This is a genomic window from Subtercola boreus (assembly GCF_003399625.1).
GTDB classification, from domain to species: domain Bacteria; phylum Actinomycetota; class Actinomycetes; order Actinomycetales; family Microbacteriaceae; genus Subtercola; species Subtercola boreus_C.
Genome location: NZ_NBXA01000021.1, coordinates 239,827 through 252,949, shown reverse-complemented (window position 1 = coordinate 252,949; position 13,123 = coordinate 239,827). Strand labels below are relative to the sequence as shown.

General features: G+C 67.0%; 10 protein-coding genes, 1 other RNA gene and 1 pseudogene. 7 read left to right on the top strand and 5 right to left on the bottom strand.

Annotated elements, in window-relative coordinates; translation table 11 throughout:
- The first annotated feature begins 56 nt into the window (after window positions 1-56).
- The 3 genes from B7R21_RS10720 (at window position 57) to rnpB (ending at window position 2,173) form a co-directional block, all read left to right on the top strand.
- The gene (locus tag B7R21_RS10720) at window positions 57-902 is read left to right on the top strand and encodes a Nif3-like dinuclear metal center hexameric protein (RefSeq protein ID WP_116283247.1); all 846 of its coding nucleotides are present in this window, start codon (window positions 57-59) and stop codon (window positions 900-902) included.
- 88 nt (window positions 903-990) lie between these two features.
- Window positions 991-1,725 carry a zinc ribbon domain-containing protein gene (locus B7R21_RS10715; RefSeq protein ID WP_116283246.1) on the top strand — a complete coding sequence of 245 codons (735 nt, stop codon included), beginning with the start codon at window positions 991-993 and terminating at the stop codon, window positions 1,723-1,725.
- A 41-nt stretch (window positions 1,726-1,766) separates the two neighbouring features.
- Window positions 1,767-2,173, top strand: an RNA gene (gene rnpB / locus B7R21_RS10710) — RNase P RNA component class A.
- A 56-nt stretch (window positions 2,174-2,229) separates the two neighbouring features.
- Here rnpB and ppgK read toward each other — a convergent pair.
- Together ppgK and map are read right to left on the bottom strand one after the other, a co-directional pair.
- A pseudogene (gene ppgK, locus B7R21_RS10705) lies at window positions 2,230-2,982 on the bottom strand (polyphosphate--glucose phosphotransferase); the annotation flags it as partial.
- 47 nt (window positions 2,983-3,029) lie between these two features.
- Complete coding sequence (gene map, locus B7R21_RS10700; RefSeq protein WP_116283245.1) at window positions 3,030-3,908, bottom strand: type I methionyl aminopeptidase; 879 nt, start codon at window positions 3,906-3,908, stop codon at window positions 3,030-3,032.
- Between the two features lie 36 nt (window positions 3,909-3,944).
- Here map and B7R21_RS10695 point away from each other — a divergent pair, with 36 nt between their 5' ends.
- Window positions 3,945-4,130 (top strand): SPOR domain-containing protein, encoded by a 186-nt coding sequence (locus B7R21_RS10695; RefSeq protein WP_116283244.1) that lies wholly within the window; start codon window positions 3,945-3,947, stop codon window positions 4,128-4,130.
- A 30-nt stretch (window positions 4,131-4,160) separates the two neighbouring features.
- Here the strand turns inward: B7R21_RS10695 and panB are convergent, their stop codons facing one another.
- Both panB and B7R21_RS10685 read right to left on the bottom strand, forming a co-directional pair.
- Entirely contained in the window at window positions 4,161-4,979 is an 819-nt protein-coding gene (gene panB, locus B7R21_RS10690) for a 3-methyl-2-oxobutanoate hydroxymethyltransferase (RefSeq protein ID WP_116283243.1), read from the bottom strand.
- A 24-nt stretch (window positions 4,980-5,003) separates the two neighbouring features.
- The gene (locus tag B7R21_RS10685) at window positions 5,004-6,752 is read right to left on the bottom strand and encodes an NAD+ synthase (protein WP_116283242.1); all 1,749 of its coding nucleotides are present in this window, start codon (window positions 6,750-6,752) and stop codon (window positions 5,004-5,006) included.
- Between the two features lie 55 nt (window positions 6,753-6,807).
- On the opposite strand from B7R21_RS10685, the gene B7R21_RS10680 reads away from it, so the two are divergent.
- The 3 genes from B7R21_RS10680 to B7R21_RS19730 all read left to right on the top strand — a co-directional run bounded on the left by B7R21_RS10680 (window position 6,808) and on the right by B7R21_RS19730 (window position 11,511).
- The gene (locus tag B7R21_RS10680; RefSeq protein WP_116283241.1) at window positions 6,808-8,145 is read left to right on the top strand and encodes a glutamine synthetase family protein; all 1,338 of its coding nucleotides are present in this window, start codon (window positions 6,808-6,810) and stop codon (window positions 8,143-8,145) included.
- A gap of 10 nt (window positions 8,146-8,155) precedes the next feature.
- Window positions 8,156-11,173 (top strand): bifunctional [glutamine synthetase] adenylyltransferase/[glutamine synthetase]-adenylyl-L-tyrosine phosphorylase, encoded by a 3,018-nt coding sequence (locus B7R21_RS10675; protein WP_116283240.1) that lies wholly within the window; start codon window positions 8,156-8,158, stop codon window positions 11,171-11,173.
- A gap of 131 nt (window positions 11,174-11,304) precedes the next feature.
- On the top strand, window positions 11,305-11,511 hold the full coding sequence (locus tag B7R21_RS19730; protein WP_147305869.1) for a hypothetical protein: 207 nt from the start codon (window positions 11,305-11,307) through the stop codon (window positions 11,509-11,511).
- A gap of 97 nt (window positions 11,512-11,608) precedes the next feature.
- Here B7R21_RS19730 and glnA read toward each other — a convergent pair whose 3' ends face one another.
- Window positions 11,609-13,033: a type I glutamate--ammonia ligase gene (glnA, locus tag B7R21_RS10670; RefSeq protein WP_116283239.1), complete on the bottom strand. Its 1,425-nt coding sequence runs from the start codon at window positions 13,031-13,033 to the stop codon at window positions 11,609-11,611.
- Between the last annotated feature and the right edge of the window lie 90 nt (window positions 13,034-13,123).

Genomic DNA, 13,123 nt, shown 5'->3' with positions numbered 1-13,123 from the left:
CATCCCTGAGGGTAAAGGAATTCGACAGAACAGGGGTCGGCCCTAGAATCGGTGACGTGGAATCCTCAGCTCCCCGCTTCACCCTCCGGCAGGCCAACGACGTCATCGAAGGCCTCTGGCCGCTGGGGAACGCCGAGAGCTGGGATGCGCCCGGCCTGTTGTCCGGCTCGCCGGACGCCGTGGTGACGAGCATCCACCTCGCCGTCGATGCCGTCTCCGAGACGGTCGACGAGGCGCTCGAGCTGGGCGCCGACCTGCTGCTCGTGCACCACCCGCTTCTGCTCCGAGGCGTCACATCGGTCGCCGAGACGACGTACAAGGGATCGCTTCTGGCTCGACTCATCCGTGGCGGATGCGCACTCGTCGCCGCCCACACGAACGCGGACATCGTCGAGAACGGCGTCTCCGACGTCATCGCCAACAGGCTCGGGCTCACGGGTGCCGCGCCCATCGTGCCGGCGAGCGGTGCGTCAGCCGTGCCGGATACGGGCATCGGCCGCGTCGGTGACCTCGCCGGGCCCACCAGTCTCGGGCACCTCGCGCTGAAGCTCGCGGAACTGCTGCCCGCCACGGCGACAGGCATCCGCGTCGCCGGAGCGTACGATCATCCGGTGACGCGCGTCGCTCTCTGCGGGGGAGCAGGCGATTCGCTGCTCGGGGAACCGGCCGTTCGCACGGCGGATGTCTACATCACCTCGGATCTCCGGCACCATCCGGCATCGGAGGCGCGGGAACAGGCCGCCCTCGGAACAGGCCCTGCGCTCATCGACGTGTCACACTGGGCGAGCGAGTGGTTGTGGCTCGACGTCGCCGCGGCCGAGTTGCGCGCGGCCCTGCCGGGCGTCACCGTCACCGTGAGCGAGCTCCGCACAGACCCGTGGGACTTCGTCGTGACGCAGTAGGCCTGCCCGGCATCCGCAGGTCGCATCAGCCCGCACATTCCAGACAGAACTCCAGACAGAACTCCATACAGAACCGAAGGATCCCCTCATGAAAGCACCTGTCTCAGAGCAACGGTCGCTGCTCGACCTGCAGGCGGCCGACACGCGCCTCAGCCAGCTCGGGCACCAGGCGAAGACCCTCCCGGAGCTGAAGCGGCTCGCCGAACTGAAAGACCAGATCGGAACCGTGTCGCACCGGCTCTCCTCGGTTCGCGGTGAACTCGAAGACGCCGAACTGGAGATCTCGCGGGTCGAGTCCGACGTCGCCGTCGTGACCACACGCATGGAGCGCGACCGCACCCGCCTGCAGACGAGCACCTCCACGAAAGACATCCAGGGCCTCGAGCACGAGATCGCCTCCCTGCTGAAGCGCCGGAGCGACCTGGAGGACATCGAGCTCGCCGTGATGGAGCGGATCGACGAGATCAACGCTCGCCTCGCTGTGGTCACGGAGGAGATGGGTGCCCTGACGGCCGAGCAGGATGAGCTCCGAACGCATCGCGACGGCTCCCTCCTGACGCTCGACTCGGAGCGGAAGGGCGTGCAACTGAACCGCGACCTCATCGCGGGGGCGATCGGCGACGAACTCCTGGCCCTCTACGACCGGCAGCGGGCGCGCTACGGAATCGGCGCTGCCCTCCTCACCCGCGGCGTCTCGATGGGCAGCAATGTGAAGCTGCACGAGAGCGACCTCGCCAGGATCCGCCTCGCAGCCCCGGATGACGTGGTGCTCGACCCCGACAGCAGCTGCATCCTCGTGCGCACGGAGGAGTCCGGCCTCTGACACTGCTCCGTTCGCTGGCCCGGTAGACTGGGGCCCGCGAAAGGGTCGACAAGACGGTCGCGTCGGCTCGATCATCCGTTCTGCGGATGGGCAGCCGCCGAGGAACGTCCGGGCTCCGCAGAGCAGGGCGGTGGGTAACACCCACCCGGGGCAACCCGAGAGAACAGTGCCACAGAGAACAGACCGCCACGGGCGCCGCTTGCGGGGTTCGGGGTAAGGGTGAAACGGTGGTGTAAGAGACCACCAGCGGCCATGGTGACATGGCAGGCTCGGTAAACCTCGCCCGGAGCAAGGTCAGACAGAAGGCGATACGGCTGCTCGCCGTGCCTTCGGGTAGACCGCTGGAGGCGTGCGGCAACGTACGTCGTAGATAGATGGCCGTCCATGGGCGCGCGGGCTTCGGCACGCACGCCCAAGACAGAACCCGGCGTACTAGTCGGCCCTTTCGCTTTCGCCCGGCTCGCCGACGAGCTGGTTCGCATTCGGCAGCACCTTCGGCTCGAGGGCGAGGCTCGCCGCGCCGAGGATGCCCGCGTTGTTGCGGAGCGTCGCGGGGACCATCGGCGTGTTGATCGAGATCTTCGGCAGGAACTCCTGGTAGCTCTTCGACACACCGCCGCCGACGATGATCAGATCGGGCCAGAGCAGCTTCTCGAGTTCCGCGTAGTAGGTCTGCAGGCGTGCTGCCCACTGCACCCAGTTGAGGTCGTCGCGCTCCTTGGCTGCAAAGGACGCCTTGTGCTCGTAGTCGCCACCGTCGATCTGGATGTGCCCGAGCTCAGCGTTCGGAATGAGCACACCGTTGTAGATGATGGCCGTGCCGATTCCGGTGCCGAGCGTCGTCATGATGATCAGGCCGTTCTTGCCCTTGGCTGCGCCGTAGCGCACCTCGGCGTAGCCCGCGGCGTCGGCGTCGTTCACGAACGTGATGTCCCGCTTCAGCGCGTCTTCGAAGAGCTTCTCCGCCTCGAGCCCGATCCACTTCTTCGACACGTTCGCGGCCGACATGGTCTTGCCGTTCTGCACCACCGCGGGGAAGTCGATGCCGATGGGGGCGTCGTCGGGAGCATCCGTCAGCTGTGCGAGCAGTTTCTCGACGGTGCCGACGACATCCTTCGGCTTGCCGCCCTCGGGGGTGTCGAGCTTGATGCGGTCGCTCAGCAGCTCGCCGGACGAGGTGTCGACGATCGCACCCTTGATGCCCGTCCCGCCGATGTCGATGCCGATGGCTATCGAAGAGTCCGTGCTGCCAGTCATCGTGTTCCCTCGTTCTCTGTCTCGGCCGTGAGACGCGGCCGGCGGTTCTATTCTGCCGTGTCGGCGATGGTCAGGACTTCGGCGCCGCGCTCGGTCACCACAAGTGTGTGTTCGAACTGCGCGCTGAACGAGTGGTCGCGGGTGGCGACCGTCCAGCCGTCGGGCCAGAGCTCGTTGTCCTGGGAGCCGAGCGTGAGCATCGGCTCGATGGTGAAGACCATGCCGACCTGGATCTCGTCGTCGAACCGGGGTGCCGAATCGTAGTGCGGGATGATCAGCCCCGAGTGGAACTGTTCGCCGACGCCGTGCCCCGTGTAGTCGCGCACGACCCCGTAGCCGAATCTCTTGGCGTAGGACTCGATGGCGCGGCCGATGACGTTCACCTGCCGGCCGGGTGCCACGGCCTTGATTCCGCGGTTCATGGCTTCGCGGGTGCGCTCCACGAGCTGGCGCACGTCTTCGGCGGGCTGCCCCGCGAAGAAGGTGGCGTTCGTGTCGCCGTGCATGCCGTTCCTGTAGGCGGTGATGTCGATGTTCACGATGTCGCCGTCCTCCAGCACGGTGCTGTCGGGAATGCCGTGGCAGACGACCTCGTTCACGCTCGTGCAGAGCGACTTGGGGTAACCGCGGTAACCGAGCGTGGACGGATAGGCACCGTGCTCGACGAGGTAGGCGTGGCCGAGGGCATCCAACTCGTCCGTCGTGACGCCGGGCGCGACATGGGCTCCGACGTGTGCGAGAGCATTCGCGGCGATACGCGAGGATTCCCGGATGCCCAGCAGACGTTCGCCCGTGTAGACGTCGCTGCCGCCGCCCTCGTCAGGCTCCTGGCGACCGACATACTCGGGTCGTCCTATGGCTGCGGGGACGGTGCGGAGAGGGGAGATCCGGCCCGGGGTGAGGTGGCCGGCGGAGTCCTTGGGCATAGGATCTATCGTAGTTCACGACCCCTTGGAGCACTCATGTCAGGCGATCCCTCGAAGCAGTACTGGTACAACACCAACACCGGTGACGTGGAGTTCGGTTACGTCTCACCCGCTCCCGACCGGGTCGGCCCGTTCGAGACGAAGGAAGAGGCCGAGCACGCCCTCGAGACGCTCCGCGCGAATTCGGCCAAGTGGGCCGAGGAGGACGCCGCGAACGACTGACTCCGTCTTCGCCGCCTGCACTGAGTGCGGTCAGCCCTCGTACTCGTGCTCCGGGGCCGGGTAGGCGCCGGAGGCGACATCGGCGCGAAACGCGGTGACGGCCTCCGTCAGCACCTGGGTGAGGTTCGCGTACTGCTTAACGAAGCGGGGGGTGCGGCCCTGGGAGAAGCCCGCGAAGTCGGTCCAGACGAGCAGTTGGCCGTCGGTGTCCGGGCCCGCACCGACACTGATGGTCGGGATACGGAGTTCCTTCGTGATGCGGCCGGCGATGTCGCTCGGAACCATCTCGAGCACAACGGAGAAGGCCCCCGCGTCCTCCACGGCGTGGGCATCGGCGACGAGCGCTTCGGCGCCCTCGCCCCGGCCCTGGATGATGTGCCCGCCGAGGCCGTGCTCACTCTGCGGGGTGAAGCCGATGTGTCCCATCACGGGGATTCCGGCATCCACGATGCGGCGGATCTGCGCTGCGCTCCGCACGCCGCCCTCGAGCTTCACAGCGTGCGCATTCGACTCCTTCATGAATCGCACGGCGGTGTGCAGAGCATCGTCGGGGCCGCCTTCATAGGAACCGAACGGCATGTCTGCAATCACCAGGGCGCGCTTGGAGGCGCCGGCGACGGCCCGCGTCAGGGGAATGAGCTGGTCGACCGTCACCGAGAGCGTGGTCTCGTTGCCGAAGACGTTGTTCCCCGCTGAGTCGCCGACCAGCAGGAAGTCGATGTCGGCGGCGTCGAAGATCGCGGCTGAGAGCTGGTCGTAGGAGGTGAGCCCCACGATCGGGACGCCGTTCTCCTTCGCGTTCTGGAAGTGCCGGGTGCGTACGCGCTTGCGGGGGGACTGCTCCGTCATGCCCTCAGTCTACCGAGGGCAGTCTCACGAGACGGCGGTCGGGCGATAGGTGATCGGTAGGCGACGGTCGCGCCCGAAGGCGGTGCGGGAGATCTTCGTGCCGATCGCGCTCTGGCGACGCTTCCACTCGGAGTGGTCGACGAGACCGATGATCCGATCGACGGTCTCCGCCTCGAAACCGCGGGCGACCAATTCGTCACGGCCGAAGCCGCCGTTGATGTAGTCCTCCAGGAGGGCGTCCAGGATCTCGTACTCGGGCAGCGAGTCCTGGTCGGTCTGGTCGGGCCGGAGTTCGGCCGACGGGGGCTTCGAGATCGAGTTCTCGGGTATCGGCGGTGTCTCGCCGCGCCGCGCTGCAAAGGAGTTGCGCCAGCGAGCCAACTCCCAGACCAGCATCTTCGGAACGTCCTTCAGGGGCGCGAAACCGCCGACCGAGTCGCCGTAGATGGTCGAATAGCCCACCGCGAGCTCGCTCCTGTTGCCCGTCGTGAGAACGAGGTGGCCCAGCTGGTTCGAGAGCCCCATGAGGATGATGCCCCGGATGCGCGCCTGCAGGTTCTCGGCCGCGACACCGTCGAGCGCGAGCTGGGTCTCGATGGGCTGCACGAGATCGGCGATCGCCTGGGTCTCGTAGTGCACGCCGATCCGCTCTGCGAGATCGTCGGCGTCGGAGCGCGAGTGATCGCTCGACCAGCGACTGGGCATCGACACGCCGTACACGTTGGTGGCCCCGATGGCGTCGGCGGCGAGCACGGCGCAGACGGCCGAGTCGATGCCTCCGGAGAGCCCGAGGACGACCGAGCGGAACCGGTTTTTCCGCACGTAGTCGCCGAGGCCCAGCACGAGCGCGTTCCAGACCTGCTCGAGTTCGTCGGGCACGACGGCGATGTCGGAGGTGAGGGCGGTCTGCGGCGAGGAGGAGCCGGTGGCAGGCAGCGAGAGCGTCACGCGCGCGACATCCGGGGGCAGATCATCCAGCGTCGCCGCCTCGGGGTCGATGTCGACCACGAGCAGGTGCGGCTGGAACTGGGGTGCGCGCGCCAGGATCTCACCGCTGGGGGAGACCACCACGCTGTCGCCGTCGAAGAGCAGGTCGTCCTGGCCGCCCACGATGTTCACGTAGGCGACGATGGTGTCGTTCTCCTTTGCACGCCGCACCACGAGCGGCAGTCGCACCTCGTTCTTGTCGCGCTCATAGGGTGAGGCGTTGATGACGAGCAGCACCCCGGCGTCGGCAGAGGCGACGCGGTTCACCGGCCCGCCGTCACGCCAGAGGTCTTCGCAGATGATGAGCGCGACGTCGACTCCGCGCATCCGGAGCACGAGGAGTTCGTCTCCGGCGATGAAGATCCGGTACTCATCGAACACCGAGTAGTTCGGCAGGTGATGCTTGGCGTAGCGGGCCTTGATCTCACCGTTCTGGATGATCGAGGCCACGTTCTGGGCGATCGCCGTCGGCGCATTCGTGGTCGTGAAGGCGCGGGGCTCGAACGGCCCGTCGGGGTGCCCCACCACGACCACGATGTCGCCGAGGCCGGACTCGGCGAGCTCCGTCGCCAGCGCGGCGACGCGGGCGCGGCAGGCGGCCAGGAACGACGGCCGGGAGGCGAGGTCTTCGATGGGGTAGCCCGAGAGGGCCATCTCCCCGAACGCGACGAGGTCGGCGCCCGCGTCCCGGGCGCGGCGGACGGCGGCGACGATCTCGGCGGAGTTGCCTTCGAGGTCTCCGACAATGGGGTTGGTTTGGGCCAGCGCTAAGCGAAGTCTCGGCATAGCCACTAGCCTAATAGCGGCAGAACCACGTGCCGGAAAGAGGTAACAACCGTCGATGGATAAGCAGCGCGACTTCGTTCTTCGTACCATTGAAGAACGCGGTGTCAAGTTCGTTCGGCTGTGGTTCACCGACGTGGTCGGCACCCTCAAATCCGTGGCCATCGCGCCCGCAGAGGTCGAGGGGGCCTTTGCCGAGGGGCTCGGTTTCGACGGCAGTGCCATCGAGGGCCTGACCCGCTCGTTCGAGGCGGACGTGCTCGCGCATCCCGATCCCACCACCTTCCAGATCCTGCCGTGGCGAGGCGAGGTCGACCCGACCGCGCGCATGTTCTGCGACATCACGACGCCCGACGGGCAGCCCGCCGTGGCAGATCCTCGCAATGTGCTGAAGCGCACCCTCGCGAAGGCCGGGGATCGAGGATTCTCGTTCTACACGCACCCCGAGATCGAGTTCTACCTGCTGAAGTCGTCGAAGTACGGCCCCGACGGCCCCGAGCCCGTCGACAAGGCGGGGTACTTCGACAACGTCCCGGGTGGGACGGCCCACGACTTCCGTCGCCGGTCGGTGCGGATGCTCGAAGACCTCGGCATCTCGGTGGAGTTCAGCCACCACGAGGCGGGCCCCGGCCAGAACGAGATCGACCTCCGCTACGCCGACGCTCTCACGACGGCCGACAACATCATGACCTTCCGCACCGTCGTGAAGGAGGTGGCGATCGAGCAGGGCGTCTATGCGACCTTCATGCCGAAGCCGCTCTCCGGGCATCCTGGATCGGGCATGCACACGCACATGTCGCTCTTCGAGGGCGACTCGAACGCGTTCTTCGAGGCCGGGGCCGAGTACCAGCTGTCGAAGATCGGCCGCCAGTTCATCGCAGGGCTGCTGAAGCATGCCCCCGAGATCACGGCTGTGACGAACCAGTTCGTGAACTCCTACAAGCGGCTCTGGGGCGGCGACGAGGCGCCGAGCTTCGTCTGCTGGGGCCACAACAACCGTTCTGCGCTGGTGCGGGTTCCGCTCTACAAGCCGAACAAGGGGCAGTCGTCCCGCGTCGAGTACCGGGCGATCGACTCCGCCGCGAACCCGTACCTCGCATACTCGCTGCTGCTCGCTGCCGGGCTCAAGGGCATCGAGGAGGGCTATGAGCTGCCCGCCGAGGCCGAGGACAACGTCTGGAGCCTCAGCGACACGGAGCGCCGCGCGCTCGGCTACAACGCTCTGCCCGCGAGCCTCGACCAGGCCATCGGCGAGATGGAGAAGTCGGAGCTGGTGGCGGAGACCCTCGGCGAGCACGTCTTCAACTACGTGCTTCTGAACAAGCGCCAGGAATGGGCCGCCTACCGCGACCAGGTCACGCCGTTCGAATTGCAGAGCAACCTGGAGATGCTGTAGCGAGGCCCCGATGGCACGCATTCAGGGCCCGCTGAGCCTCACCGAACTGGCCAGGGTCGGCTTCTCAGAACTCTCGGCGGCGACGCGGGATCTGGAACTGGCGAGCGAACTGGGCTCGGTCGGCATCGATGATCTGCTCGCGTCGCTCCGGCTGACGGCCGACCCCGACCAGGCACTGACCTACCTCGTGAGGCTGTTGCGCCTGACTGCGACGCCCGTGGTGTCGTTGCTCGCTGAGGAACCGACGCGCACCCGCTTGCTGCGGATCGTCGGTGCGTCAGCCGGGTTCGGCGACTTCTTCCTCCGGCACCCCGAGGAACTCGGAGCGCTGGCTGAACGCATCTCGCGCCTGCCGACGGCCGACGAGCTCCAGGAAGACCTCCTGAACTCCGTCGCTGCCGCCGACGGCTTCGCTACGGTGCAGGGCGGCGGCAGTTCGGGCGACGGCGATTGGACCCTCCTCCGCATCCGGTACCGCCGCGTGCTTGCGCAGATCACCGCCTACGACCTCGAGCAGTCCGACCCCGTGGCGGGCGTCGGCGCGATCGCCCACACCCTCGCCGATCTGGCGGCCGCCGCGCTCGACGCCTCACTGGCGTGTGCGCGCAGCCGGGCATCCACCCGGGGCCGGAGCCGATGGGTGTTCGGGCACGACGAGGTCGCTCTGACGAAGCTGGCGATCATCGGCATGGGCAAGTCGGGGGCCCAGGAACTCAACTACGTGAGCGACGTCGACGTGATCTTCGTCGGCGAGGGTGACGAGGATGCGGGGCTCAGCACCGGCAGGGCGATCGACATCGCGACCGCCCTGGCCATGATGACCATGCACGGCATCATGGAGACCACCATGGAGCCGCCGCTCTGGGAGGTCGACCCGAACCTCCGTCCGGAGGGCAAGGCCGGCGCTCTGGTGCGCTCGCTCGAATCGCACCTCGCCTACTACGAGCGCTGGGCGAAGAGCTGGGAGTTCCAGGCACTCCTGAAGGCCCGGCCGCTGGCGGGGGATCGCCCGCTCGGTGCCCGGTACGTCGAGGCGGTCGCCCCCAAGGTCTGGACGAGCGCGTCGCGGGAGGGGTTCGTCGAGTCGGTACAGAAGATGCGGCAGCGGGTCACCGACCACATCCCGGCAGACGAGGTCGACTACCAGCTGAAGCTCGGCCCCGGGGGGCTGAGGGACATCGAGTTCACCGTGCAGCTGCTGCAACTCGTGCACGGGCAGAACGATCCGCTGGTGCGCCAGGCCGGTACCCTCGCCGCTCTGCCCGCGCTGGCAGACCAGGGGTACATCGGGCGGGTCGAAGCGCACGAGTTCGCCCACGACTACCGGGTGCTCCGCCTGATGGAGCACCGGCTGCAGTTGCGGCGGCTGAGTCGCACGCATCTCGTTCCGCGCGACGAGTTCGGCCAGCGGGTTCTGGCGCGGGCGACCGAGCTCGCGACCAGCGCACCGGCGCTGCTCGAGATCTGGAACGCGATCAAGGTGCGGGTGCGCACACTCCACGAGCGGCTGTTCTACCGTCCGTTGCTCGCCGCCGTCGCAGCGCTCGGGCCCGACGAGATCAGCCTCACCAGCGAGCAGGCCACCGCGCGCCTCGCCGCGATCGGCTTCCGTGACCCGAAGGGCGCGCTCGGGCACATCCGGGCGATGACAGCCGGCATGTCGAGGCGCGCCGCCATCCAGCGCCACCTGCTGCCCGTGATGCTGCAGTGGTTCGCGAACGGGGCAGACCCCGACTACGGCCTGCTTGCCTTCCGGCGGCTGAGCGACACACTGGGTGAGACCTACTGGTTCCTGCGGATGCTGCGGGACTCCTCGGGCGCCGCAGCACGCCTCACGCAGGTACTCTCCGGCTCCCGGTTCGCAGCCGAGCTGCTCGAACGCATCCCCGAGGCCGCAGCCTGGCTGGAGAACGACCACGAACTCCGGCCCCGGCCGTTCGACGTGCTCACCGGCGAGACCGACGCGATCATCGCGCGCCACGACACCCCCGACGCCGTTGCCGCGGCGCTCCGGTCGGCCCGCCGGCGGGAGGTGCTGCGGCTCGCCTGCGCAGCGATCCTCGGGCTGGTGACGGTAGAGGAGCTCGCCAAAGGCTTGACGGACATCACCACCGTGTTCCTCCAGGGGACGCTGAACGCGATCCGAGGCTCCGCTGCCCTGGCACGCGGTGACGGCATCGAGTTCGCGGTGATCGGCATGGGGCGCTACGGCGGACGCGAGATCGGTTTCGGATCGGACACTGACGTGATGTACGTCTACCGCGCCGTCTCCGTCGACGCCGAAACAGCCCAGTCGGTCGCACGCTTCATCGTGAACGAACTGGTGCGCCTCACCGAGGACCACCGTCTCCCGCTCGAACTCGACATCGACCTCCGCCCCGAGGGCAAGAACGGGATCGTCGTGCGCTCGCTCGACAGCTACCGCGCCTACTACAAGCGCTGGTCCCTGACCTGGGAGGCACAGGCGCTGCTTCGCGCCAGGGGAGTCGCGGGCGACGTGTCCCTGATGCGCGCCTTCGAGGCGGTCGCCGACGAGGTGCGCTACCCGCGCGCCATCGAGGAGAACGCGGTGCGCGAGGTCAAACGCATCAAGGCGCGGGTGGAGAAGGAACGACTGCCGCAGGGAGCGGACCCCGCCCGCCACCTGAAACTCGGCCGGGGATCGCTGAGCGATGTCGAATGGTATGTGCAGCTGCTCCAGCTCGAGCACGGGGCCGAGCATCCGGAGTTCCAGACCACGTCGACCCTCGATGCGCTCGATGCCGAGGTCAGAGCCGGGTACGTGAACGAGGAGGATGCCGCAAGACTCCGGGAGGCGTGGATCTTCGCCTCACGGGCCCGCTCGGCGATGACGCTGTGGATCAACCGCACGGTCGACGTGCTTCCCTCCGACCGCCGGCAGCTCGAGGGTGTCGCCCGGCTCCTGGAGTACCCGCCCGGCTCAGCGACGGCGCTCGAGGAGGACTATCTGGCCGTGACCCGCCGCTCCCGGGCGGTCTTCGAGCGGGACTTCTACGGCGTTCAGTAGGCTGCGGTGTGCTGACGCACTCGACCTCGAGTTCCTGTCGCGGGTCACGCTGGCACAGAACCTGCAGTGATTCCAGCGAACTTCGGTGCGAGGAGCAAACGGTCGTCTCCACGGCTCCGAACAAATCATCTGTGAAAGCGTCCAGACTCCTGAAATCCCACCGCCGTGCCCAGAGACTCGTGAAGAGCGAGGCAGAGGCGGCAGCGGAGCGGGAGGTGGAGCAGGGGCTCCGCGAACTCGGCCGGATGCGCCGTCACGGTTCGATCTCCGAGTCGGAGTTCGTCTCTCGCCGGAGCGCGCTCCTGCTGCCGGTGATCGAGCGGCCTGTCCTCGGCTAGAGCAGGCTCGTCGCCCGGACTCGCAGCCCGGACACGCAGAAGCGGGGCCGCCCCTTCCCGAAGGAAGAGCGGCCCCGCTCGGTCTGCAGAGGGGTGACTACACGCCGTAGTAGAGCTCGAACTCGAACGGGTGCGGACGCTGGGCGATCGGCTTGATCTCGTTCTCCCGCTTGTACTCGATCCAGGTCTCGATCAGGTCCTGCGTGAAGACGCCGCCCTTGGTCAGGAACTCGTTGTCGGCTTCGAGAGCCAGCAGGGCCTCACCGAGCGACGCGGGAACCTGGGGGATGTTCTTGGCCTCTTCGGGCGGAAGCTCGTAGAGGTCCTTGTCGACCGGCTCGTGCGGCTCGATGCGGTTCTGGATGCCGTCGAGGCCGGCCATGAGCTGCGCGGCGAACGCGAGGTAGGGGTTGCCCGAGGCATCCGGAGCCCGGAACTCGATGCGCTTCGCCTTCGGGTTCGTGCCGGTGATCGGGATGCGGATCGACGCCGAACGGTTGCCGGCCGAGTAGACCAGGTTCACCGGAGCTTCGAAGCCCGGAACCAGGCGGTGGTACGAGTTGACGGTCGGGTTGGTGAAGGCGAGCACAGCGGGAGCGTGCTTCAGGAGCCCGCCGATGTACCAGCGGGCGATGTCGCTGAGCCCGCCGTAGCCGGCCTCGTCGTAGAACAGCGGGGTGCCGTCGTTCCAAAGCGACTGGTGGGTGTGCATGCCCGATCCGTTGTCGCCGAAGAGCGGCTTCGGCATGAAGGTCGCCGTCTTGCCCCACTGGGCCGCCGTGTTCTTCACGATGTACTTGAACTTGAGGATGTCGTCGGCCGCGTGCACCATGGTGTCGAAACGGTAGTTGATCTCGCCCTGGCCGGCGGTGCCCACTTCGTGGTGCGCACGCTCGAGGATGAGGCCGGAGTCGATCAGCTTCAGCGAGATGTCGTCGCGGAGATCAGCGTGCTGGTCGACCGGGCTGACAGGGAAGTATCCGCCCTTGAAGGGGGTCTTGTTGGCGAGGTTGCCGCCCTCTTCCTCGCGGCCCGAGTTCCAGGCGCCTTCACTGGAGTCGACGGAGTAGAAGCTCTTGTTCTGCTTCACTTCGTAGCGCACGTCGTCGAAGATATAGAACTCGGCCTCGGGGGCGAAGAACGCGGTGTCGGCGATGCCGGTCGAGGCGAGGTACTTCTCGGCCTTCTTGGCGACCTGGCGCGGGTCGCGGGAGTAGATCTCACCGTTCCGCGGGTTGTAGATGTCGAAGATCACGATCAGGGTGCGCTCGACGCGGAACGGATCGATGTAGGCGGTCGAGACATCCGGGATGAGCTGCATGTCGGATTCGTGGATCGACGCGAACCCACGGATCGACGAGCCGTCGAACATCTGGCCGACGGAGAAGAAGTCCTCGTCAACTGTCGAAGCGGGAATGTTGAAGTGCTGCTGCACACCGGGAAGGTCGGTGAAGCGGATATCAAGGAACTTGACGTCGGTGTCCTTGATGAACTTGAGCACCTCGGAAGAATCACTGAACATTTGAGAGACTCCAAATGGCTTGGTACTGAATGGCTTGGATGTGCTCAGTTGTGAACACAACTTCCGTCAGGGTATCGCGAAGCCATTACT